This is a genomic window from Enterobacter sp. 01-M-02-SI-ECC, assembly GCF_047530595.1.
In the GTDB taxonomy this organism is placed as follows: Bacteria; Pseudomonadota; Gammaproteobacteria; order Enterobacterales; family Enterobacteriaceae; genus Enterobacter; species Enterobacter cloacae_M.
Window position 1 is genome coordinate 58,098 of sequence record NZ_JBLKCZ010000003.1, and the last position, 22,902, is coordinate 80,999.

General features: G+C 55.5%; 22 protein-coding genes, 1 other RNA gene and 1 pseudogene. 12 read left to right on the top strand and 12 right to left on the bottom strand.

Annotated features, from left to right (window positions below):
- Positions 1–17: 17 nt before the first annotated feature.
- Positions 18–878, bottom strand: coding sequence for an acyl-CoA thioesterase II (gene tesB / locus ACMWLG_RS05945; RefSeq protein ID WP_045400695.1), 861 nt, complete (start codon positions 876–878; stop codon positions 18–20).
- 200 nt (positions 879–1,078) lie between these two features.
- Here tesB and ACMWLG_RS05950 point away from each other — a divergent pair, with 200 nt between their 5' ends.
- Entirely contained in the window at positions 1,079–1,606 is a 528-nt protein-coding gene (locus ACMWLG_RS05950) for a YbaY family lipoprotein (RefSeq protein WP_008503301.1), read from the top strand.
- A gap of 33 nt (positions 1,607–1,639) precedes the next feature.
- Here the strand turns inward: ACMWLG_RS05950 and ACMWLG_RS05955 are convergent, their stop codons facing one another.
- A complete protein-coding gene (locus ACMWLG_RS05955; protein ID WP_029741631.1) occupies positions 1,640–1,951 on the bottom strand; it encodes an MGMT family protein in 312 nt (103 codons plus the stop codon).
- Positions 1,952–2,121: 170 nt separating this feature from the next.
- Between ACMWLG_RS05955 and ffs the strand changes: the two genes are divergently transcribed.
- The 3 genes from ffs to ACMWLG_RS05970 all read left to right on the top strand — a co-directional run bounded on the left by ffs (position 2,122) and on the right by ACMWLG_RS05970 (position 2,942).
- Positions 2,122–2,218, top strand: an RNA gene (gene ffs / locus ACMWLG_RS05960) — signal recognition particle sRNA small type.
- Between the two features lie 260 nt (positions 2,219–2,478).
- Positions 2,479–2,730 carry a hypothetical protein gene (locus ACMWLG_RS05965; protein ID WP_023310587.1) on the top strand — a complete coding sequence of 84 codons (252 nt, stop codon included), beginning with the start codon at positions 2,479–2,481 and terminating at the stop codon, positions 2,728–2,730.
- Positions 2,727–2,942: a hypothetical protein gene (locus ACMWLG_RS05970; protein WP_023310588.1), complete on the top strand. Its 216-nt coding sequence runs from the start codon at positions 2,727–2,729 to the stop codon at positions 2,940–2,942. The genes ACMWLG_RS05965 and ACMWLG_RS05970 overlap by 4 nt, the downstream gene beginning before the upstream one ends.
- Before the next feature lie 81 nt (positions 2,943–3,023).
- Here ACMWLG_RS05970 and ACMWLG_RS05975 read toward each other — a convergent pair whose 3' ends face one another.
- Complete coding sequence (locus tag ACMWLG_RS05975; RefSeq protein ID WP_045400697.1) at positions 3,024–4,445, bottom strand: PLP-dependent aminotransferase family protein; 1,422 nt, start codon at positions 4,443–4,445, stop codon at positions 3,024–3,026.
- Between the two features lie 86 nt (positions 4,446–4,531).
- On the opposite strand from ACMWLG_RS05975, the pseudogene ACMWLG_RS05980 reads away from it, so the two are divergent.
- The 3 genes and pseudogenes from ACMWLG_RS05980 (at position 4,532) to ACMWLG_RS05990 (ending at position 9,483) form a co-directional block, all read left to right on the top strand.
- Positions 4,532–5,143, top strand: a pseudogene (locus tag ACMWLG_RS05980) (YczE/YyaS/YitT family protein).
- 77 nt (positions 5,144–5,220) lie between these two features.
- Positions 5,221–6,291 carry a LacI family DNA-binding transcriptional regulator gene (locus tag ACMWLG_RS05985; protein ID WP_045400700.1) on the top strand — a complete coding sequence of 357 codons (1,071 nt, stop codon included), beginning with the start codon at positions 5,221–5,223 and terminating at the stop codon, positions 6,289–6,291.
- A gap of 102 nt (positions 6,292–6,393) precedes the next feature.
- Complete coding sequence (locus tag ACMWLG_RS05990) at positions 6,394–9,483, top strand: beta-galactosidase (RefSeq protein WP_045400703.1); 3,090 nt, start codon at positions 6,394–6,396, stop codon at positions 9,481–9,483.
- Positions 9,484–9,522: 39 nt separating this feature from the next.
- Here the strand turns inward: ACMWLG_RS05990 and ACMWLG_RS05995 are convergent, their stop codons facing one another.
- Positions 9,523–10,371, bottom strand: a complete 849-nt coding sequence (locus ACMWLG_RS05995; RefSeq protein ID WP_045400706.1) for a nickel/cobalt efflux protein RcnA — start codon at positions 10,369–10,371, stop codon at positions 9,523–9,525.
- Positions 10,372–10,505: 134 nt separating this feature from the next.
- On the opposite strand from ACMWLG_RS05995, the gene ACMWLG_RS06000 reads away from it, so the two are divergent.
- Positions 10,506–10,778, top strand: coding sequence for a metal-sensing transcriptional repressor (locus tag ACMWLG_RS06000; RefSeq protein WP_045400709.1), 273 nt, complete (start codon positions 10,506–10,508; stop codon positions 10,776–10,778).
- On the opposite strand, the gene ACMWLG_RS06005 is transcribed toward ACMWLG_RS06000, so the two are convergent.
- Positions 10,771–12,336 carry an EAL domain-containing protein gene (locus ACMWLG_RS06005; protein ID WP_045400712.1) on the bottom strand — a complete coding sequence of 522 codons (1,566 nt, stop codon included), beginning with the start codon at positions 12,334–12,336 and terminating at the stop codon, positions 10,771–10,773. The two genes, ACMWLG_RS06000 and ACMWLG_RS06005, sit on opposite strands and share 8 nt — an antisense overlap.
- A gap of 218 nt (positions 12,337–12,554) precedes the next feature.
- Between ACMWLG_RS06005 and ACMWLG_RS06010 the strand changes: the two genes are divergently transcribed.
- Both ACMWLG_RS06010 and ykgO read left to right on the top strand, forming a co-directional pair.
- Positions 12,555–12,815, top strand: coding sequence for a type B 50S ribosomal protein L31 (locus ACMWLG_RS06010; protein ID WP_010428154.1), 261 nt, complete (start codon positions 12,555–12,557; stop codon positions 12,813–12,815).
- A 2-nt stretch (positions 12,816–12,817) separates the two neighbouring features.
- Positions 12,818–12,958 (top strand): type B 50S ribosomal protein L36, encoded by a 141-nt coding sequence (gene ykgO / locus ACMWLG_RS06015; RefSeq protein WP_003859006.1) that lies wholly within the window; start codon positions 12,818–12,820, stop codon positions 12,956–12,958.
- On the opposite strand, the gene ACMWLG_RS06020 is transcribed toward ykgO, so the two are convergent.
- Positions 12,955–13,665 carry a GNAT family N-acetyltransferase gene (locus ACMWLG_RS06020; RefSeq protein WP_023310596.1) on the bottom strand — a complete coding sequence of 237 codons (711 nt, stop codon included), beginning with the start codon at positions 13,663–13,665 and terminating at the stop codon, positions 12,955–12,957. The two genes, ykgO and ACMWLG_RS06020, sit on opposite strands and share 4 nt — an antisense overlap.
- Before the next feature lie 101 nt (positions 13,666–13,766).
- On the opposite strand from ACMWLG_RS06020, the gene ACMWLG_RS06025 reads away from it, so the two are divergent.
- A complete protein-coding gene (locus ACMWLG_RS06025) occupies positions 13,767–15,227 on the top strand; it encodes a PLP-dependent aminotransferase family protein (protein ID WP_414762960.1) in 1,461 nt (486 codons plus the stop codon).
- Here ACMWLG_RS06025 and ACMWLG_RS06030 read toward each other — a convergent pair.
- The 6 genes from ACMWLG_RS06030 to acrA form a co-directional block, all read right to left on the bottom strand.
- The gene (locus tag ACMWLG_RS06030) at positions 15,199–15,666 is read right to left on the bottom strand and encodes a YlaC family protein (protein WP_045400719.1); all 468 of its coding nucleotides are present in this window, start codon (positions 15,664–15,666) and stop codon (positions 15,199–15,201) included. The genes ACMWLG_RS06025 and ACMWLG_RS06030 overlap by 29 nt on opposite strands.
- Positions 15,667–15,783: 117 nt before the next feature.
- The gene (maa, locus tag ACMWLG_RS06035; protein WP_023310599.1) at positions 15,784–16,335 is read right to left on the bottom strand and encodes a maltose O-acetyltransferase; all 552 of its coding nucleotides are present in this window, start codon (positions 16,333–16,335) and stop codon (positions 15,784–15,786) included.
- A gap of 205 nt (positions 16,336–16,540) precedes the next feature.
- Positions 16,541–16,759 (bottom strand): HHA domain-containing protein, encoded by a 219-nt coding sequence (locus ACMWLG_RS06040; RefSeq protein ID WP_008499287.1) that lies wholly within the window; start codon positions 16,757–16,759, stop codon positions 16,541–16,543.
- A gap of 27 nt (positions 16,760–16,786) precedes the next feature.
- On the bottom strand, positions 16,787–17,161 hold the full coding sequence (gene tomB, locus ACMWLG_RS06045) for an Hha toxicity modulator TomB (protein WP_008499288.1): 375 nt from the start codon (positions 17,159–17,161) through the stop codon (positions 16,787–16,789).
- A gap of 511 nt (positions 17,162–17,672) precedes the next feature.
- Positions 17,673–20,819, bottom strand: coding sequence for a multidrug efflux RND transporter permease subunit AcrB (acrB, locus tag ACMWLG_RS06050; RefSeq protein WP_023310600.1), 3,147 nt, complete (start codon positions 20,817–20,819; stop codon positions 17,673–17,675).
- 22 nt (positions 20,820–20,841) lie between these two features.
- Positions 20,842–22,035: a multidrug efflux RND transporter periplasmic adaptor subunit AcrA gene (gene acrA, locus ACMWLG_RS06055; RefSeq protein WP_023310601.1), complete on the bottom strand. Its 1,194-nt coding sequence runs from the start codon at positions 22,033–22,035 to the stop codon at positions 20,842–20,844.
- Between the two features lie 141 nt (positions 22,036–22,176).
- Between acrA and acrR the strand changes: the two genes are divergently transcribed.
- Positions 22,177–22,830: a multidrug efflux transporter transcriptional repressor AcrR gene (acrR, locus tag ACMWLG_RS06060; protein WP_023310602.1), complete on the top strand. Its 654-nt coding sequence runs from the start codon at positions 22,177–22,179 to the stop codon at positions 22,828–22,830.
- Positions 22,831–22,902: the final 72 nt, after the last annotated feature.

Consider the following 22,902-nt stretch of genomic DNA (forward strand, 5'->3'; position numbering starts at 1 on the left):
CATCAGGCTGTACACAATCACCCGCGATTACGCATTACCCCTTCCTGCACCGTAGACGCGACCAGCACGCCGTCCTGAGTATAAAACTCCCCACGCACAAACCCACGCGCGCTCGACGCTGACGTACTCTCCACGCTGTAAAGCAGCCACTCATTCATGTTGAACGGACGGTGGAACCACATGGAGTGATCGATCGTCGCAACCTGCATCCCTTTTTCCAGAAAACCAACGCCGTGCGGCTGCAGCGCCACCGGCAGGAAGTTGAAATCTGACGCATAGCCCAGCAGATACTGATGCACGCGGAAATCTTCCGGCACGGTCCCGTTAGCCCGGATCCAGACCTGGCGCTTCGGCTCGGCGGTATGGCCTTTCATCGGGTTGTGGAACTCAACCGGGCGGATCTCCAGCGGCTTATCGCAGAGAAACTTCTCTTTGACCTGCGGCGGAAGCAGATGCGCCAGCGCGCGGGCGATATCCGTCTCTGACTTTAAAGAGTCGGGTGACGGAGCCGGGGGCATCACTTTTTGATGCTCGTAGCCGGATTCCGGCGCCTGGAAAGAGGCGGTCATGTAAAAGATCGGCTTGCCGCTCTGAATGGCCGCTACGCGGCGTGCGCTGAAGCTGTTGCCGTCTCGCAGGACTTCAACGTCATACACAATCGGTTTTGCGCTATCGCCAGGGCGTAAGAAGTAGCTGTGGAATGAATGCACCAGACGGTCTGCCGGGACAGTCTCCTTTGCTGCGTACAGTGCCTGTCCGACGACTTGCCCCCCGAAGACCTGGCGTAAGCCGAGATCTTCGCTCTGTCCGCGAAAGAGTCCTTCCTCAATTTTTTCCAGATTCAGTAATGTCAGCAGATTGTTCAGTGCCTGACTCATAGTTGTCCTCAATAAACGCCGTAGCGAAAGATAGGCAGAGTATAACGCAGAAATGAAAGTGGTCCGATGGGTAGAATAATCTGAATATCGGCACGTTTTCAGGCATAAATCGGTGATCTGTGCCACACTTAGATACGTTATGTGATTGAAACGACATCGGATGGGATCGATCCCGCTGGTGCATTGATAAGGAGACTTCAATGAAACTCGTGCCCATGCTAAGTGGTGTAGCTATTGCGGTGGCGTTGTCCGCCTGTGCCGGTAAGAGTGCCCAGGTGCCGGTACCAGCAGCCGACCCGAACGGGATTAATACCCTTTCACAGCAATCCATTCAGCAGCCTAATGTTTCCGGTACCATCTGGATTAAACAGAAAGTTGCGCTGCCGCCGGATGCGGTATTAACCGTAACGCTGTCTGATGCTTCTCTGGCCGACGCACCGTCGAAAGTTGTGGCCCAGCGTGCCGTTCGTACTGAAGGCAAGCAGGCGCCGTTTAGCTTCGTGTTGCCGTATAACCCGTCGGACGTGCAGCCTAACGCCCGTATCCTGCTGAGCGCAGCGGTAACCATCAACGGCAAGCTGGTGTTTATCACCGATACGGTCCAGGAAGCGATCAACAACGGTGGGACAAAAATCGACCTGAACCTGGTGCCGGTACAGCAGACCGAAGTGCCGGTCGCACCGCAGACCAATCAGCCGTCCCTGCCAACCCCACCGACTCAGATGTAATTTCTGCATTTCCCCTCTCCTCCGGGAGAGGGGTCAATACACCCAGCGAAACTTCTGCAAATCGATCTGACCCGAACCTGACACCTGCACCCCTTCTGAAAGTAACGCCTGACGCTGACGCTGAAGATCCGGCCCGGTGAGCGAAATGGCGCCATGACGATTCACCACCCGATGCCAGGGCAGCGTACTGCCTTCCGGCAGCCGTTTCAGGACGCCGCCAACCTGTCGCGCCGCGCGCGGGGAACCGGCCAGACGCGCGACATCACCATAGGTGGTGACGTAGCCTTCCGGGATTGAGGCCACGATTTGCCATACGCGCTGTGGAAAGGAGTCGTGTTCGTCCATACCTTTACCTGTAGGGAGTGTCTGGAAAGCTATGGTAAACGAAGATCTTCATGATTGCTGCGCCTGTTTGCGCAAGAAACCAGCATCCGGTTTCTGGTCGCTTGCAATTGGGTCTTAGCACAGGGATAATGCGCCAGCGCGTTGGTTATCAACGCTCTCAATGGGGGCTCTGTTGGTTCTCCCGCAACGCTACTCTGTTCACCAGGTCAGGTCCGGAAGGAAGCAGCCAGGGCAGACGACGTGTGTGCCGGGATGTAGCTGGCAGGGCCCCCACCCATTTGTGGCCTCATAAGATTCTTCTGCTTCACCTCTCCCTTACATCATTTCTCCACAATAAAACTACGTCTATATTGTGTAATATATATTTCATTGCAATGAAATATTATTGTCATAAACCTGTAATAATAGACTGTCATTTTATAATCGGACGGTTATTTTCTTCCATAACTCAAAAAAATATATATCTGGATAACATTGTTAAGTTCGTGTATTAAATAAAGTACTTATTCCGAAGGGAAGTGACAAACATGGCTACAGCGGTATTAAACGTTAAGATTGATGACGCGCTAAAAGAAAGACTTCGCCACTATGCGGAAGTCAATAACGAGAATTTAAGCGTGACGACAGAGAAACTGCTGCTGCTGGCGTTCGAAGCAGTAGAAGAGGCGGGAGTATCGGAAGAGGATATTGATAATCAGCATACGGAAGAAGAGAGTGTTTCTCCTTTTACTCCTAAAGAAATCAAGGCTCTACGTAAACTTCTGAAGAAGAGAAAATGAAACAACAACTGTCAACCGCCAGTGACTACAACGAGGCCTGCGATCTGTTGCGTTCAGGCTACGTGAAGCATGTACGTCTTGGCTGGAATGTTGGAAGCGATGAGTTCTTTCGTATTGCGTCTGACTGGTGTGATACCGGTGCAAAAATAAAGAAAGACGGTGATAACTTCGTTATTTCACTAAAAGGCTTTCCTATTCCTCCTCAGCATTAAACCCTGACCAGTGAAAACTGCTGACTGCATATGTTACAGTCAGCAGTTTTTATTTTATGATCTGCTTCAAATATTTTAATATTAGATCACGCTGCGTTTTAACGATGGCACGTTTTTATTCAGGGTGAGCCATAACGGTTTGATCCTCAGTAACGCCTGCTCAAGCTCTGTCGATTCCAGCGAGAAGGGCATACGTAAATAGCGGTCAAACGCCCCTGATAAACCAAATCGCGTCCCGGTTCCCAGGTTAATCCCGATTATTTCTGCCCGCGCAGCAAGCTGTGTCGCCAGCATGCCCGGGAGCTCTATCCAGTAAGAGAGCCCGCCTTCCGCCTCGTGGAATTTCCACTCCGGGAAAAGTTCACGCAGCAGTTCACCACAGCGATCGCGCCGTTCTGCCAGCATCTTCCGGCGTGCGGGCAGAAACGTCTCGCTGTTATTAATGAGCCACTGCATTGCGAGCTGTTCGAGCAGCGGCGAGCCTAAATCCAGGGTATCCCGCGTCTGGGCAAGGGTAGCGATGATGCGCGATGAGGCGCGGATCCAGCCGAGACGCAGCCCGCCCCAGAAGCTTTTTCCGGCAGAGCCTAAGGTGATGACGGTGGCCTGCGGGTTAAAGGCGGCCAGCGGCGGCGGGGGAGGCGCATCAAACCAGAGATCCACCATCGTTTCATCCACCACCAGCGCCGTGCGGGTTTGGGCTGCAATATCCGTGATGGCCTGACGGGTGGCGATATCCATACAGCGCCCGGTCGGATTATGAAAATCTGGCATCAGGTAGGCCAGGCGCGGCGCCGTCTGGGCAAGCGTTGCGGCAAAGCCATCCGTATCCCAGCCGGTTTCCGGCAGCGACACCCCGACTGGCCGACACTGCGCCCCCTGAATGGCGGCAATCGCCAGCGGATAGGTGGGATGATCGACCACGACGCGGTCCCCCGGCCCGGTCATCATCCGCAGTACCAGCGCAAAGCCGCTGACGGCACCATTGACCACCATCACTTCATCTGCGCGGGTGGGAAGACCCCGCGCGGTGTAGCGCGCAGCGATGGCCTCCCGCAGCGTCGGCAGCCCAAGCTGATCGTAGCCCGTCAGCGAGAGATGCGGGGTAATGGCCGTGAGCGCATGGGTATAAGCCTGATGGATCTCCGGCCCGGCATTCAGGGCGGCAGTGGAGAGATCCAGTGCGGCGCTCGCCGCTGAAAGGGTAGGAACGGCGCGCGTGTCAGGGAGAATGACCCGTGACCCGCTGCCGTGGCGGCTTTCAAGGTACCCTTCTTCACGCAGGTGGGCGAGGGCGCTGCTGACGGTGGTTCGGCTCACGTCCAGCGCGGAGGCCAGCTCACGCTCGCCCGGTAGACGCGTATTCAAAGCCAGACGTCCATCGAGGATTAACAAACGCAGCGCGTCGGCCAGCTGTCGCCAGAGCGGGGTGCGGGATGAGGCTTGCTGCCAGTGGCCTAAAAGGCGTACCAGAGACTGACTTCCGAAACGACGTGATGACATATGCAGTCCACTATTTGAAAACTGGACATTAATCATAGTGCCATTTTAGGTCAGGATGAAAGCCTGGTTCACTGGAGAAGATAAAAATGGTACGTCGTCTGCTACAACTCTATGTCGGTTTAGGACTGTATGGCCTTTCCACCGCGATGTTTATTCGTTCCGATTTGGGTGTCGATCCCTAGGATGTGTTTCACCTCGGGGTGGGGATGCAGCTGGGGATGACTATCGGGACGGTAATCATTGTGACCGGCGCTGCGGTGCTGCTGCTGTGGATCCCGCTGCGCCAGATGCCGGGCCTTGGCACGATCAGCAACGTGATTTGTATCGGTCTGGCGGCGGACGCCAGCATGGCGCTTATCCCGGAACTGGATTCGTTACCCGTTAGAATCGCTTTCCTGGTGTCGGGCATCGTGATGAACGCGATTGCGACCAGCATGTACATCGGGGCCGGTTTCGGGCCTGGCCCGCGCGACGGCCTGATGACAGGCATTCACGCCCGGCTGGGGTGGTCCATTCGCAGCGTGCGTACCTCAATTGAAGTGTCCGTTCTGCTGATTGGGTGCGTGCTTGGCGGCACGTTTGGGGTGGGAACCGTACTGTATGCTCTGACCATTGGCCCGCTTATCCAGCTCTGTCTGCCCTGGTTCCGCCAGAAGCCACGCATTGCGGAAATACCCCAGCCGGAGCGGGTTGTTTAATTTTGCGAAGCGCTCACATGTTTTAACGGCGTCGCTGTGCCAGAATAGACGCTTCGAAAATCGCGATGCCAGAAAGCATGAAAGCAATCACTCTCTATGATGTCGCCCTCCTTGCAGGGGTTTCTTATCAGACCGTTTCCCGCGTCATTAACGACGCGGAACATGTGTCTGCCCGCACGCGAGAAAAGGTGCAGCAGGCGATGGCGGAGCTGCACTACGTTCCTAACCTTCGGGCGCAGCAGCTGGCGGGGAAACGCACCCGTACGCTGGGCCTCATCACCACCGACCTGGCCCTGCACGCGCCTTCGCAAATTGTGTCGGCGGTCAAATCGCGTGCGGCGGAACAGGGGGCGAGCGTCCTGATTTCCATGGTGGAGCAACCCCGGCAGTGTCAGGCCGCGCTTCAGACGCTGCTGGCACAGCGGGTGGACGCGCTGCTGGTGAATGTGCCGCTTGACGATCCGCTCGCCGAAGAGCTCGGAGCGCTGGCGTCACCCGTCCCGGTACTGTTCCTCGATGTGGCGCCCTCAGCGCGGGTAAACAGCCTCGTGTTTAACGCGGAGCAGGGGGCGCGTCTGGGCGTTGAGCATCTGCTTTCGCTGGGGCACCAGCGCATTGCCCTGCTGAGCGGGCCGGAAAGCTCGGTCTCTGCGCGGGCGCGCCTGGCGGGCTGGAAAGCGACGCTGGCGCAGGCGGGTCTTAACGCGGCGGCTGTGGCCTACGGTGACTGGAGCGCGGCCAGCGGTTATGAGAAGGGACACGTGCTGCTGTCGGGGGCGGCATTACCGGACGCGATTCTGGTGGCGAACGATCAGATGGCGCTCGGGGTGATGCGCGCCTGCGCGGAAAAAGGTATCGCAATCCCTGGCCAGCTTTCGGTGGTTGGGTTTGACGATACGGCCGACAGCGCCTGGTTCTCCCCGCCGCTGACGACCATTCGTCAGGCGTTTCGCGAGGCGGGCGAACGCAGCGTGGAGTGGCTGCTGGCGTCTTCCGGGGGCGAAGCGTGCCGGCAGGTTCAGCTGCCGGTGACGCTGGTTACTCGTCATTCGAGCGCGCGGCGCAACCCTAAGCAGGCCGAACGCGAGGATCTGGCGCAGCAGCTCAGAAGCCTGGCACTGCTTGCCGAGCAGATTGCCCGCAAATAAAACTTTGTGATCGGACTCGCTACCCCGCGATTGAACGCTTTACCGTTGCCCGGTGCCAGGGCATGTTAACCAAAATTGTGAGCGCTTCGCAAAGAGGTTACTATGTCCACCACTTCACCGCTGACCCTCAGCGCCATTCTGGCCCGTCGGGACTGGGAAAATCCTGGCGTCACCCAGTGGAATCGTCTGGCCGCACACGCGCCGTTGCACAGCTGGCGCAATGAGCCCTCTGCCAGAGAGGACGCTGGATCCGCCAGCAGGCACTCTCTCAACGGGCTATGGCGGTTTAGCTATTTTTCTGCGCCGGAGCGGGTTCCTCAGGCATGGGTAACCGAAGATTGCGCAGATGCCGTTGCGATGCCCGTGCCGTCTAACTGGCAGATGCAGGGGTTCGACACGCCCATCTATACCAATGTCACCTATCCCATTCCCGTTAACCCGCCTTTCGTGCCGCAGGAAAACCCGACCGGTTGTTACTCGCTCACATTTGAGGTGGATGATGCCTGGCTTCAGAGCGGGCAGACCCGCATCATCTTCGACGGCGTGAACTCGGCGTTCCATCTGTGGTGCAACGGTCAGTGGATGGGCTATTCCCAGGACAGCCGATTGCCCGCTGAATTTGACCTCTCGGCGGCATTACGCCCCGGGCAGAACCGCCTGGCGGTCATGGTATTGCGCTGGTGCGACGGCAGCTATCTGGAAGATCAGGACATGTGGCGCATGAGCGGCATCTTCCGCGATGTGACCTTGCTGCATAAACCCGATACGCAGATTGCCGATTATCACGTGGTGACGGACCTGAATGCGGAGCTGGACCGCGCGGTGCTGAAGGTGGATGTCGCTCTGGCAGGCGCTGGCTTTGCGGACGGCGAGGTGGTCATGACCCTGTGGCGCACGGGTGAAAAATGCGCCAGCGTTTCCCGGCGTCCAGGATCGGCCATCGTCGACGAGCGCGGCAGCTGGGCAGAGCGCTTAACGGCGGCGATCCCCGTTGATCAGCCCGCACTCTGGAGCGCTGAAACGCCAAAACTGTATCGCCTGACGATTGCGCTTCTTAACCCGCAGGGTGAGGTGCTGGAGGTTGAGGCGTGCGACGTGGGCTTCCGCCGCGTTGAGATTAGCAATGGCTTGCTGAAGCTTAACGGTAAACCGCTGCTGATCCGCGGGGTTAACCGGCACGAGCATCACCCGGAAAACGGCCAGGTGATGGACGAAGCGACCATGCGCCGCGATATCGAAATCATGAAGCAGCACAACTTCAACGCCGTGCGCTGCTCGCACTACCCGAACCATCCCATGTGGTACCGGCTTTGCGACCGCTACGGGCTGTACGTCGTTGACGAAGCCAATATCGAAACGCACGGCATGGTGCCGATGAGCCGCCTTGCTGACGATCCGCGCTGGCTGCCCGCCATGAGCGAGCGGGTGACCCGCATGGTGCAGCGCGATCGTAATCATCCTTCGGTTATCATCTGGTCTCTGGGCAATGAGTCGGGCCACGGCGCGAACCACGATGCGCTGTACCGCTGGCTGAAAACCACCGAACCTACGCGCCCGGTGCAGTATGAAGGCGGCGGCGCGAACACGGCGGCGACCGATATTGTCTGTCCGATGTACGCCCGGGTCGATCGGGATCAGCCCTTCCCGGCTGTGCCTAAATGGTCAATCAAGAAATGGATCGGTATGCCGGACGAAACGCGCCCGCTGATCCTCTGTGAATACGCCCACGCGATGGGAAATAGCTTCGGCGGGTTTGCGAAGTACTGGGAAGCGTTTCGCAGCCATCCTCGCCTGCAGGGCGGGTTTGTCTGGGACTGGGTCGATCAGGCCCTGACGAAACGGGACGAAAGGGGCAACGCGTTCTGGGCCTACGGCGGAGACTTCGGCGATAAGCCGAACGATCGGCAGTTCTGTCTAAACGGGCTGGTGTTCCCCGATCGCTCGCCGCATCCGGCGCTGTACGAGGCGCAGCGCGCCCAGCAGTTCTTTATCTTTACGCGGGTCAGCACCTCTCCGCTGGTGATTGAGGTGCAAAGCGGCTACCTGTTCCGCCACACCGATAACGAAGTGCTGAACTGGACGGTTGCCCGGGACGGGGACGTGCTGGCCGCGGGCGAGGTGACGCTCTCGATGGCGCCTGAAGGCACCCAGCGTCTGGAGATTGACCTGCCGGCGCTGAACGCCGGGCCGGGTGAGATCTGGCTGAACGTTGAGGTACGCCAGCCGCGGGCAACGCCGTGGTCTCCGGCAGACCATCGCTGCGCGTGGGAGCAGTGGCCGCTTCCGGCTCCGCTCTTTCTTGCTCCGCCAGTCCCGGCGGGCGAGCCTCCAGTGTTAACGCAAACCGATCGCATCCTGGAGATCGCCCATCGTCAACAGCGCTGGCAGTTCGATCGCGCAACCGGAAACCTGTCCCAGTGGTGGCGAAACGGCGTTGAAACGCTCCTTTCACCTCTGACGGATAACGTCAGCCGCGCGCCGCTGGATAATGACATTGGCGTGAGTGAAGCGACGCAGATCGATCCGAACGCCTGGGTTGAACGCTGGAAAGCGGCGGGCATGTACGATCTCACCCCGCGCGTGCTGCACTGTGAGGCTGAGCAGCACGCAGGCGAGGTGGTGGTCACAACCCAGCATGTCCTTGAGTATCGCGGCAAGGCGCTGTTCCTGAGTCGTAAAGTCTGGCGGGTGGACGATCGGGGCGTTCTGCATGGCGATATTCAGGTCGATATGGCATCTGATATCCCTGAACCCGCGCGCGTTGGCCTGAGCGTTCATCTCGCCGAAACGCCGGAAAACGTTCAATGGCTGGGGCTGGGGCCGCATGAAAACTACCCGGACAGAAAGCTGGCGGCGCAGCAGGGTCGCTGGACATTACCTCTCGAGGCCATGCACACGCCGTATATCTTCCCGACGGAAAATGGTTTGCGCTGCGATACCCGGGAACTTGTGGTGGGAACGCATCAGCTAAACGGCCGGTTCCATTTCTCGGTGAGCCGCTACGGCCAGCAGCAGCTGCGTGAGACAACCCATCATCATCTGCTGTGCGAAGAGCCGGGATGCTGGCTCAATCTTGATGCGTTCCATATGGGCGTGGGCGGCGACGACTCCTGGAGCCCCAGCGTCTCGCCGGAGTTCATCCTGCAGACACGTCAGCTTCGCTATACCTTCAGCTGGCAGCAGAACCCTTAACTGACCATGAAGATGCGGCCACAGAGCGTGGCCGCAGTCTTACGCCAGAATGCCGCTCAGGCCATGCAGGCTCATGTACATCCCTACTACGGTAATCAGCGCAGCGGAGATCCACGGCGCTTTACGGGAGAATTCGCTAAACCCGGGCCAGCGTTTGGTCGCGTGCTTGAGGCTTAAGGCGGCAATCGCGCCGGAAGCGACCAGCGTTAACGCCAGACCAATACTGAAGCTGAACACCACCGTCGCGCCGAGGGCGAAATGCTTCAGCTGCAGGCAGATCAGCAGCACGGTGATGGACGCCGGGCAGGGGATAAGCCCGCCGGTCAGGCCAAACATCACGATCTGTCCTGTGGTGACATTTTGACCGCTGAAGCGCCGGTTAATATCCTGCGCGTGAGCGCGCTGGTGGGCGTCCTGCCACTCTTCTTCAACCAGCGAGTGTTCGTGGTGATGATGATGGTCATGGTGGTGGTCATGGTCATGGTCATGGTGGTGGTCATGGTCATGGTGGTGGTAATCATGATCGTGATGATGATGATCGTGCGGCTGGCTCTCTTTCCAGGTTCGCCACGCCATCCACAGGGCGATCGCAACGATCAGCACTCCGGAGATCAGCTGGAACCAGGGTTCGGACGTGTGCGCATCCCAGCCCCGACCAAACCATAATCCCGCCATCGCAACGAGCCAGACCACCGCCGTATGGGAGAGCGTGGCCGCCAGGCCGAGCAACACCGCCTGTTTCAGCGTGCCGCGGATGGCCACAATAAAGGCGGCCATCATTGTTTTTGAATGGCCCGGTTCCAGGCCATGTAGCGCACCGAGCAGGATAGCGCTGGGAACAAACAGCCAGGCATTGCCCTGCGGAAGAAGTGAAGCAAAATCGGTCATGGGAAATTCCGGAGTGGAAAGCGTGCGGAGATACTACTCCCCCCCAGTAGCTCAATACTACCCCCCAGTAGAAAAATACTCAGGGGGAGTAGAGCGTGATATGCTTTAAAAGCCAAAAAATAAGGAATACAGAGATGTCACATACCGCTCGCGACAAGAAGATGTTACTGACTCGCCTGAAGAAAATTCAGGGGCAGAGCACCGCGCTGGAAAAAATGCTCAACAGCGATCACGAATGCGCCGAGGTGTTACAGCAGCTGGCGGCGATCCGCGGGGCGGTCAATGGCATGATGATGCAGGTGATCGAAGGGCATTTAACCGATCATGTGGTGAAAGAGCCTGAAGAAGCGCAGCGTGAAGCCGATCTTGGCGTGGTGTTGCGGGTGATGAAATCCTATCTTAAGTAGAATGCATGCCGAGGTTATTTTCTGCCCAAAGAATAAATTCCGTCTTCGGCAGCGCTTTACTGTAAAACCATCCCTGACCGTACTGCACGCCGTGGCGGTGTAGCCAGGCGAGTTGCCCTGCGGTTTCGACGCCCTCCGCTACCATCGCCAGCTTCAGCGACTTCGCTATTTCAATGATGTGCGGCGTCACGTTTTTATACTCCAATGCATCCACGAACGATTTATCAATTTTTAGCGTGTCGACGTCCAGATCCTGCAGATAGCTCAGGCTGGAATAGCCCGTGCCAAAATCATCAATATAGACAGGGTGGCCCGAACGACGCAATGCGGCGATAGCCGGTGCGCTAATTTTGGGATCGGCAAAGCCGCGCTCGGTGAGCTCCAGGGCGATTTGCCGGGGGTGGATCTGCCACTTGTTCAGGAGCTGACTCAGCAGAGGCGGCAGGATGCCGGAGGTTAAATCGGCAGGGGCGAGGTTTATGGAGATATGCTGATCCGGATGACGCTGCAGCCAGTGTCCCATATCTTCAAACACCTTTTCGATGACGAGCTGCGTCAGCTGCGAGATGAGCCCCGTTTGCTCGGCAAGGGGGACAAAAATATCCGGTGAGAGGCAGCTTCCGTCTGGCTGCGGCCAGCGCGTCAGCGCCTCAGCGCCCACAATTTTTCCGCTACAGAGCGCCACGATGGGCTGATAGTGAACCACAAAATCCCGGCTGTGAATGGCGTCAAGCAGGCGATTGCGCGGCGACTGGATACGCCGCAGGATCCGCAGGACAAACAGTGCGGCGAGCAGGCTTATCAACATGCCGAACGGTAACCAGAAAAGAAGCTGCCGGTGCCAGGTTTCAGCGAGCGGTTTGAGCGTTGCCCATGCGACGACGGTAAACCCAAGCTCAGGTACAGACTTCATAACGTACATTGAACCGTTGTACTGCACGCTTTTCACACCCCGCTCCTGAACCATGTCGCGGATGTGAGAATCAAGCTTGCTGCTGCTGGCGAATATGCGGTGCGTTGTGCTTCCTACCAGGGCGGCATCAATCGCTATCTCGCCGAAAGGGATCACGTCCACCAGCGAGGCAGGATCGATCATGACAAGGTAGTGGCCTTTTCCCAGCACCGTCATGTAGCGGTTAAACCCAAGATCGTTTTGCGTGGTCAGCCACGCGCTGTAACCATCTTCGGTAATGCGCATTGGAGGGGGAAAAGGGGGCGCATGACTGGTCTGCTCCAGGGAGGAGCAGAGCGGTCGAAGGTTGTCGATATAAATTACTTCCTGGACATATCGCCACGAGAAAGCGACCCGGCGCATTTCCCTCAATTGCAAGGGGCTACATGGCACTCCCTCAAAAGCCTGCAGGTGATCGAGTGCTTCCTTTGCCTGGTCTACAACCCTGTCGGTGCGTACCAGCACGCGGGAGGCGTAGTTATCCAGCGCATCGGCGAATTTATCTTCCGCCTGGCGGTGGGCCAGCCAGATGCTCAGACAAATGGGGACCAGCACGGAAAAGATAAGTACGCCAGTCACCAGACTGACCAGATGTCGGGTTTTCATGCTGTCGTGTCCTTCCTCGTACACCCTTCCTGGGCATTGAGTTCCCTGCCTGAAGAGAAAGATTTTATCGCGAAATGATATAGTTATAGCACGTGGTTGGCATGGTTTTCATTTTATCTCAGGCAAACGAGAAATTATCGTCAGAAGAGAGGGGTTGTTTTTTCAACCTCGCCTGGATATTATTTTGTTATGTTATAACAAAACATAAAGGATTTACGATGAAACCCGATATCCACCCAGCCTATCGCACCGTGGTATTCCACGACACTAGCGCTAATGAATACTTTAAAGTCGGCTCAACCATTAAAACCGACCGCGAAATTGAACTCGACGGTGAAACGTATCCGTACATCACCATCGAGGTTTCTTCAAAATCGCACCCGTTTTATACCGGTAAGCAGAAAACGTTCTCCACGGACGGCAGCGCAGCGCGCTTCCGCAAGCGTTTTGGCGGTTTTCTCAATGCGAAGCGGGGCTAACCATGCAGGTACTTAACTCATTACGCAGTGCAAAGCAGCGTCACCCGGATTGCCAGATAGTCAAACGCAAGGGACGCTTATACGTGATTTGCAAATCTAATCCGCGCTTTAAGGCGGTTCAGGGACGTAAAAAAAGACGCTAAACGCGCGTTTCTCGCCAGCTTTCCAGGGATCTTTTCTGTTTGCCATCGGCAGTAAAATTGTCGGTGGCAAGCCAGCTTTCAAAGGCGTTAGCCAGCGCCGGCCACTCTTTGTCGAGAATCGAAAACCAGTCGGTATCCCGGTTACGGCCTTTTATGACCAGTGCCTGACGAAAGCGTCCCTCAAACTGAAAGCCCAGACGCAGCGCCGCTTTGCGGGAAGGCTCGTTCAGGCTATTGCACTTCCACTCATAGCGCCGGTACCCCAGGGTATCGAACACGTACCGCATCAGCAGATACTGCGCTTCTGTCGACCCTGGCGTGCGGCTTAACAGAGGAGAGAAGTGAACGTGCCCCACTTCCACGACCCCGTTTTTAGGATCGATCCGCATCAGGGAAAGCGTACCGACAGGAGACTGGGTCCGGTTATCCATAACGGTAAAGTGGATGGGATCGGATAACTCACTTACGCTCGCCACCCATTCGGCAAACTCCTCTGCGGTGGCATCGGGTTCACGCAGCAGCCACGTCCAGCTGCGGGTATCTTCGGCCAGGGAATAGGCGGAGAACAACGCGTGGGCATGCTCCACGCGCAACGGCTCAAGCCGACAATAGTGACCCTGAAGGACCACCCGGGACGGGTGCTGACGAGGCTGCCAGTCGATAAGGGCTTCACCTACGGGCTGCCCAAACGCATTGAATGTATTCATCTTTATTTCCGTGACGTTGAAAAGATCTCCAGATTAGTGAATTGCTGGTTCCTTAAAAAGAACCACCAGGCTATGTTTTTCTGGTACCACAAGGAGGGAAGATGAATATACCGGGTGATGAGCTTTACGCTTTGCTCCATGCTGCGCTGAAAAAGCGTGGGCAAGAGACGCTCCAGCGCGCGCTCTATCTCGCTTTGCGGGAGGCCATACTGGGCGGAAGGCTTCGGTCCGGCAGCCAGCTGCCCGGTTCGCGAACGCTTGCGCAGCAGATCTCGGTTTCCCGAAACACCGTCAATGCGGCGCTGGACCAGCTCGCGCTCGAAGGCTATTTGCTGCGTAACCGTCAGGGTACGCGGGTGGGGCAATTCGCTCATCGTACGATTGCCCGGGCATTGCCGGATCCTGACGTCAGGCTGACAAAACGGGTCGCCCTGCTGTCCGCGCCCGTGCCGCGCGACACCCCGGTGATGGCGTTTACGCCGGGAACGCCTGCTATTAACTATTTCCCCTTGCCGCTGTGGCGGCGATTGTACGATCGCGTCCTGCGCGAGGAGGGGAGTGCCCTGTTAGGCTATGGCGACCCGGCCGGCGAGCCGTCGCTGTGGGCCGCGATTGCCCGGCATCTCGCCCTGTCTCGCGGTATCGACTGCGACGCCAGCCAGATAGTGATAACCGAAGGAGCGCTTGAGGGCGTCAATCTCTGCACAATGCTGTTAAGCGAGCCTGGCGATGTCGCCTGGGTAGAAAACCCCGGCTATAGCGGGGCAAAGAGTGCGTTTGTTAAAACCGGCCTGGCAATGACGGGAATACCGGTTGATGACGAGGGAATGTGCTGGGAAGGGCTGGATGCGCCTGTGCCCTCAATGATTTTTACCTCTCCTTCGCATCAGTTCCCTTATGGAAGCGTGCTCAGCGCGCGGCGGCGGCTGGCGCTGCTGGAGCTGGCCCGGAAGCACAACGCGTGGATCATTGAAGACGATTACGACAGCGAGTTCCGCTATGCCGGTGAGCCCGTACCGGCGATGCTGGGAATGGTCAACAATGCGCCCGTTGTATATCTGGGGACGTTCAGTAAAACGCTGTTTCCGTCACTTCGAATGGGGTTTATGGTTTTACCGCCAGCGCTGGCGAAAGCGGCTCGCCCGGCCATCGGCTCGCTGTTGCGCGGGGGGCATCGCGCGGAGCAGCGTACTCTGGCGCTGTTCATTGAAGAAGGTCATTACGCCCGTCATCTTGCCGCTATGCGTAGGCTCTACCGTAAACGCTACCGCCAGCTACGTGAGGTGCTGGGCGCAGAGCTTTATTCTCCGCATCGCATTCTGGCAGGCGAAGGGGGAATGCATCTGGCGCTGGCGATAGAGGATATTGACGACCAGAGGCTAGTGGAGCAGGCGAGGGCGTTTCAGCTGGCACCCGCTGCGCTGAGCGGGTACTACCTGGAGGCGAAGCAGGGGCAAACCGGTCTGGTTTTAGGTTACGGCAATACCTCTGCTTCTCAGTTTGCGCTGGGGATCCGACGCCTGCAGACGTTAATTACGCAGCAGCAGGGCGGGAAAGGGTAAAGACATCATAGAAAGAGAGCTGACCTTTGGTGGAGACCATTTTCTGCAGTTTCTCTTTTTGCCCGGCTTCTACCGCCGGAGAGTGCATAATGTTTTCGATCAGCTCCTCTGGCACGTAACGCGTGTTGTACCATTCGCCGTTATAGCAGACCCGGAAATCGAGCACGTCGATATCTTCGTAACGGTAGCGCGGATTCACGTCGAAAAAGAAAAAGGCGTTAAAGACGACAAACAGTACAACCAGCAGCCAGACGGAGTCCACCAGCGTTTCGGACTTCAGCATCACAACAAGCGTCGCCAGCCAGGCGGCATACATGGCGACAAACAGTCCAGGATGTTTGCGAATAAAGCTAATGCTAAAGCGCGGGCGATTGTCGCGCTTTTCGCGGAGGTTGAGATCGTCGATGGTGGCGGTAAGCAGGCGCTGTATCTCGGTCATTTTTTGCCTTCATGAGAGTTGACAATACAGGGTGTCTGCCAATTTTAGGGGAGCCATCAGGCTGAAAAAAGTAACAGTCTGGCGCTAAAAGACTATAACAGTTGACTCCCCGCAACCTCACAGCGTTTTGATGATTTTTGCCGGGTTGCCGCCAACGACGACGTTAGCCGGGACGTCTTTCGTCACGACGGCGCCGGAGGCCACGACCACATTATCACCAATGGTGACGCCAGGGTTAATGACCGCCCGGCCACCAATCCAGACGTTATTGCCAATATTGACAGGTTTTCCAAATTCCACGCCGCTGTTTCGTTCTTCCGCGTCCAGGGGATGGGTAGCCGTATAAATATGAACACCCGGCGCGAGCATGCAGTTATCGCCAATATGAACAGGGCAGACATCCAGCATCACACAGTCGAAGTTAGCATAAAAGTTTTTGCCCAGATAAATGTTATATCCGTAGTCGCAGCGGAAGCTCGGCTCAATATAAGCTCCTGCGCTTTGTCCCAGAAGTTCCGCCAGAATGTTCTGTCGTTCTGTTTTTTCATCAGGCGCGGTGTGGTTATAGCGGTAAACCAGATGGCGGGCCCGCAGTCGGTCAGCCCGTAACGTCTCATCGCCGGGGCGGTAATGTTCACCGGCAATCATTTTCTGTTTTTCTAAGCTCATTGGAAACCTCTCTGGATGTTATTACCGAAGGGTAATCGGAACAGGCCAGAAGGGGAACGTTCCCGAAAAGCCGATGTGACTGTCGTCACAACATTGCTGCTGATGAACACGTTTTATACGGAGACCTGGCTTACGCACAGGGAGCATAACGGGACAGGTAAATACTCAGAACGAGGCGTAGAACTCTACAGACACCCTTCAAAGATTAACGGACAAATTTCCACACAGAAGTAGGGATTTTGTCATACAGCTTATTCATTGTCAGTTCAGCAAGACGATGGTCAGCGGCTGAATAAAATACCGCCAGTTCATTATCAGAAAGCTCGTATTTATTCTTTTCAATGACGCGCTCGAGCGTGTCAATTGACTGACAACGTCGTAAGCGCATCAAATAATCGATTTTTGTGAGTGGTTTATCAGACATAAATTCACCTTAGTAATTGTAATAATTTTAACAGGAAAGACTCACCGGGTTAGCTCTGCTCACGTTGACGAAACAGCGGAATAGCCGATTTCCCGATTTACGCCATTTTTGCAAATCCTGAGCGTTAATGCCGTAACTGCTGAACAACATAAAGGTGTCGTCCAGGTATTCATCAATTTGCTCAATGAGCTTATTATCTTCATTGTACTTAATTTTATAATTAAGTGCGAAGGTTGCGATATGCTCTATCAGCTCATTCAACTGTAAATTGATGGCAGACGTTGGGTCGTTTACCCAGCCATGGTTGCTTTCATCAAGATTGGCAAGGCAGTCATGGTACAAGGATTCGCAGAGAAATTTCAACTGCGCGATATCATGCCTTTTTGGCGAGTACTCGTCCATAGCGCATCCCCTTCTGAGTGATTTCTTACTCACCGAACATCATTGTCGGGATGGATACAACTGACTTAGCTACATGAGTGCTGTGTTCCTGATAACCTAACTATAAGCCACTCCTTCCTGGATTTCACCGCGCTATTACGAAAAATTACAAATAAAAACCGCAGGCTGGGAGCGTCTACGCAAATGGTCACCCTGGACTCAACGTTTTTATCCAAATTAACGACGGGGTTTTATCGCTTCCTTACGTTTCATCAGCTTAGCAAAAATGATAAGAAAAGTTCAGATTCAGACTTATCTTTGTAAGAACTTCTTATTAGGAATATTCCTAATACCTTAAGCGGGGAAATGAAATTAAAAAAATCCTGAATTCACCGATTAAGGTATCAGTTAATTATGATATGTCTATTTAAGATGGCAGAAAATAAATAGAGCCACAATAAGCGTAATTTATGATTTTTTCTGAAAATGAAAAAGGCCGCTAATGCGGCCTTTTTATCATGTGGAACCGGTATCAGTGAGGTTCTACCGAATGACTGTGCTCAATATCTTCATTTTTACGGCTGAAGCGGCGGCGAACCACCACGAAGAACACCGGTACGAAGAAGATAGCCAGTACGGTCGCGGTGATCATCCCACCCATAACGCCTGTACCTACCGCATTCTGCGCGCCGGAACCCGCACCGGAGCTGATAACCAGCGGCAGTACGCCGAGGATAAACGCCAGCGACGTCATCAGGATTGGGCGCAGACGCATACGAACCGCCTCAAGCGTCGCCTCAATAAGGCCTTTGCCTTCTTTCTCCATCAGATCTTTGGCGAATTCAACGATAAGTATCGCGTTCTTCGCCGACAAGCCAATGGTTGTCAGCAGGCCTACCTGGAAGTAAACGTCGTTGGTCAGTCCACGGAACGTTGCTGCAAGCAGCGCACCGATAACCCCGAGTGGAACCACCAGCATAACGGAGAACGGAATCGACCAGCTCTCGTACAGTGCCGCCAGACACAGGAAGACCACAATCAGTGAAATGGCGTACAGGGCAGGGGCCTGGTTACCGGACAGACGTTCCTGATAGGACATACCGGTCCAGTCGTAGCCGATACCCGCAGGCAGCTTGCTTGCCAGTTCTTCCATGAGGTTCATGGCTTCCCCGGTGCTTCGGCCCGGCGCTGCCTGACCCAGGATCTCCATTGATGGCAGACCGTTATAGCGTTCCAGACGCGGTGAACCGTATTCCCAGCGTGAGGTTGAGAACGCCGAGAATGGTACCATCTGACCATTGCTGCCGCGCACGAACCAGCTGTTGATATCGTTCGGCAACATACGGTACTGCGCCTCGGACATCACGTACACTTTCTTCACACGACCGCGGTCGATGAAGTCGTTAACGTAGCTACCGCCCCAGGCTGCGCCCAGCGTGGTGTTGATGTCACTGATGGATACGCCCAGCGCCTGGGCTTTCTCCTGGTCGATATCGATCTTGTACTGTGGCGTATCTTCCAGGCCGTTTGGACGCACGCCGACCAGCAGGTCAGGGTGTTTAGCGACTTCACCAAACAGCTGGTTACGCGCCTGCGTCAGTTTTTCGTGACCCAGACCGCCCTGGTCGATCAGCTGGAAGTCGAAGCCGGTTGCGGTACCCAGTTCAACAATCGCTGGCAGGTTAAAGGCGAATACCATCGCATCTTTAATCTGCGAGAAGGTGCCCATTGCACGGCCGGTGATGGCTTCAACCTTGTTCTCTTTGCCCGGACGTTCAGACCAGTCCTTCAGAGAGACGAAGGCAATACCGGTGTTCTGACCGCGACCCGCAAAGCCAAAGCCGTTAACCGCAAACACGGATTCAACGTTGGCTTTCTCTTTGGTGAGGTAGTAATCGGTCATCTCATCCAGCACTTTCTGGGTACGCTCTTGCGACGCACCCGCCGGAAGCTGAGCCATACTCAGGAACACGCCCTGATCTTCGTCCGGCAGGAAGGAGCTTGGCAGACGAACAAACAGGTAGGCCATGCCCACCACGATGATGATATAGAGCAGCAGGTAACGACCGGTGCTGCGCAGGATGTTGCCCACGCTGTCGGTGTAGTGGTGCGTGCTCTTGTCAAACATGCGGTTAAACCAGCCGAAGAAGCCTTTATGCTCGCCGTGACCGCCTTTCTGAATCGGCTTCAGCATGGTGGCACACAGGGCTGGCGTCAGGATCAACGCCACCAGTACCGACAGGGCCATCGCGGAAACGATGGTAATGGAGAACTGACGGTAAATCGCACCGGTAGAGCCTCCGAAGAAGGCCATCGGGATAAATACCGCAGACAGCACCATCGCGATACCGACCAGCGCGCCCTGGATCTGACCCATGGATTTACGGGTAGCTTCCTTCGGCGGCAGACCTTCCTCCGCCATCACACGCTCGACGTTCTCGACCACGACGATGGCGTCATCCACCAGCAGGCCGATGGCGAGCACCATCCCGAACATCGTCAGGGTGTTTATCGAGTAGCCAAATATCGACAGGATCGCAAAGGTCCCGAGCAGAACAACCGGCACGGCAATCGTTGGGATAAGCGTCGCGCGGAAGTTTTGCAGGAACAGGTACATCACCAGGAATACCAGGATGATGGCTTCGATCAGCGTCTTAACCACTTCATGAATCGAGATTTTGACGAACGGCGTGGTGTCGTACGGGTAAACGATTTTCAGACCTGACGGGAAGAACGGTTCCATTCTCTTCAGCTCTGCGCGGATCGCCGTGGCGGTGTCCAGGGCGTTAGCGCCTGTCGCCAGTTTGATACCCAGACCGGAAGCCGGCTTGCCGTTGTACTTCGCGATGATGTCGTAGTTCTCACCGCCCAGCTCAACTTTTGCCACGTCACGCAGGCGAACCTGCGAACCGTCCTGATTCACTTTCAGCAGAATTTTGCTGAACTCATCGGCTGAGGTCAGACGGGTCTGCGCGATGATCGAGGCGTTAAGCTGCTGGCCTTTCACCGGCGGTGTACCGCCTAACTGACCGGCCGCCACCTGGGCGTTCTGCGCTTTAATCGCACTGATCACGTCAACCGGTGTAAGCTGGAAGTTGTTCAGCTTGTTCGGATCCATCCAGATACGCATCGCGTACTGGGAACCGAACAGCTGCACGTCACCCACACCGGAAGTACGGCTAATAGCGTCCTTCATGTTGGCGCCCACGTAGTCAGAAATATCTTCCTGCGTCATGGTGCCGTTGGTGTTGATAACGCCGACAACCATCAGGAAGCTACTGGACGATTTCTCGACGCTCACACCCTGCTGTTGTACTTCCTGCGGCAGCAAAGGCATTGCCAGCTGCAGTTTGTTCTGCACCTGAACCTGCGCAATGTCAGCATCCGTACCTGACTGGAAGGTCAGGGTGATCTGAACCGTACCGGTGGAGTCACTGTTTGAGGACATGTACATCAGGTTATCGATACCGTTCATGTTCTGTTCGATAACCTGGGTAACGGTGTCCTGCACCGTTTTCGCATCAGCCCCCGGGTAGGTTGCGGAAATTGTCACCGCCGGTGGCGCAATCGTTGGATATTGCGCGACAGGCAGCTTCAAGATCGCAAGTCCCCCGGCCAGCATGATGATAATGGCGATCACCCACGCAAATATGGGGCGATCGATAAAGAAATTAGGCATGTCTTAACGGCTCCTGTTTAAGTTAAGACTTGGTTTGTTCTGACTGGCCAGCGGCCGAAGCTTGTTGTTTATCGTCAGATTTCACTTCCTGTGCTTTAACCTGCGCGCCAGGACGAACTTTTTGCAAACCAGTAACAATCACGCGATCGCCATCTTTCAGACCTTCCGTCACCAGCCATTTATCGCCAATCGCCTGGGTGGCGGTGATATTGCGCGTTTCGACTTTGTCGTCAGCCCCAACAACCAGCGCGCTCGCATCGCCGCGTGGCGTACGGGTGACACCCTGCTGTGGAACCAGAAGTGCGGTTGGATTCGTTCCTTCTTCCAGACGCGCGCGAACGAACATACCTGGCAGCAGATTTTTGTCAGGGTTCGGGAAAATCGCACGTAAGGTGATGGAACCGGTAGTCTGGTCGACCGTCACGTCAGAGAATTCCAGGGTACCTTCCTGCGGGAACTTGATACCGTCGTTGGTAATCAGCTCCACTTTGGCTTTGCCGTTTTCCTGTTTCAGGGTGCCGTTAGCCAGCTCCTGTTTCAGGCGCAGGAAATCGTTGCTGGACTGCGTCACGTCAACGTAGATCGGATCGAGCTGCTGCACGGTCGCCAGCGCAGTAGTTTGCCCGTTTTGCACCAGTGCCCCTTCCGTGACGGAAGATTTACCAATACGACCACTAATAGGGGAGGTCACTTTGGTATAGGCCAGGTTAATGCGCGCGGTTTCGACGGCCGCTTTGGCTGCCACCACGGCCGCGTTAGCCTGCTGTGCATCCGCCAGGGCAGTATCGTAATCCTGTTGGCTGATGTACTTCGTACCGAGCAGTTTTTGGTAACGGTTCAACGTCAGCTGAGCAATTTTGGCCGCTGCCTGTGCTTTCGCCAGGTCGCCTTTCGCACTTTCATAAGAGGCCTGATAGGTTGCTGGATCAATCTGATACAGAGACTCACCGGCCTTCACATCACCGCCTTCGGTGAAGTTACGCTTCAGGATAATGCCGCTAACCTGAGGACGCACTTCCGCAATGCGGTAAGCATTGGTACGGCCTGGTAATTCGGTGGTGATTTGTAGAGGTTCAGATTTGAGCGTCACGACGCCTACTTCTGGCGCCTGCTGAGCTCCTTGTTGAGCTGGTTTGTCGTCACATCCTGTTAGCGCTAAGCTGCCTGAGAGCATCAGAACGACCGCCAGAGGCGTTAACCCTCTGTTTTTGTTCATATGTAAACCTCGAGTGTCCGATTTCAAATTGATCAAGGGTCCTGAGTCTAAAAACCCATTGCTGCGTTTATATTATCGTCATGCTATGGTACATACATTCACAAATGTATGTAAATCTGACTCCTGTAAATTCACCCACCTATGGCACGAAAAACTAAACAACAAGCGCTGGAAACCCGACAACACATTCTGGATGTGGCAATACGTTTGTTCTCGCAGCAGGGTGTTTCATCCACCTCGCTGGCGCAGATTGCTCAGGCTGCCGGTGTGACGCGAGGAGCGATTTACTGGCATTTTAAAGATAAGTCAGATCTGTTCAGTGAAATCTGGGAGCTTTCAGAGTCCAGCATTAGCGATCTCGAGAGTGAGTATCGGGCAAAATTCCCTGACGATCCACTCTCAGTATTGAGAGAAATATTAGTATATATCCTTGAAGCAACGGTAGTTGAAGAACGTCGCAGATTAATGATGGAGATTATTTTTCATAAATGCGAGTTTGTGGGCGAGATGGCGGTGGTGCAGCAGGCGCAACGCAGCCTTAGCCTGGAGAGCTATGATCGTATTGAACAGAATCTTAACCTCTGTATGCAGGCAAAACTGTTACCGGCCAATCTCTTGACCCGACGGGCGGCAATCCTGATGCGCAGCTACATTTCAGGTCTGATGGAAAACTGGCTTTTCGCGCCGCAATCCTTTGATCTCAAAGAGGAAGCCCGCAGCTACGTGGCGATTTTACTGGAAATGCTACAGCTCTGCCCCACGCTGCGCAGCGACGCGCCTTCGCTAACGGCCTGATCCCTTTCCAGGATTTATCTCAGAGGATAATGTTCGCGCTATTCTGCTTTCAGCGAGCGTGATATTCTTCAC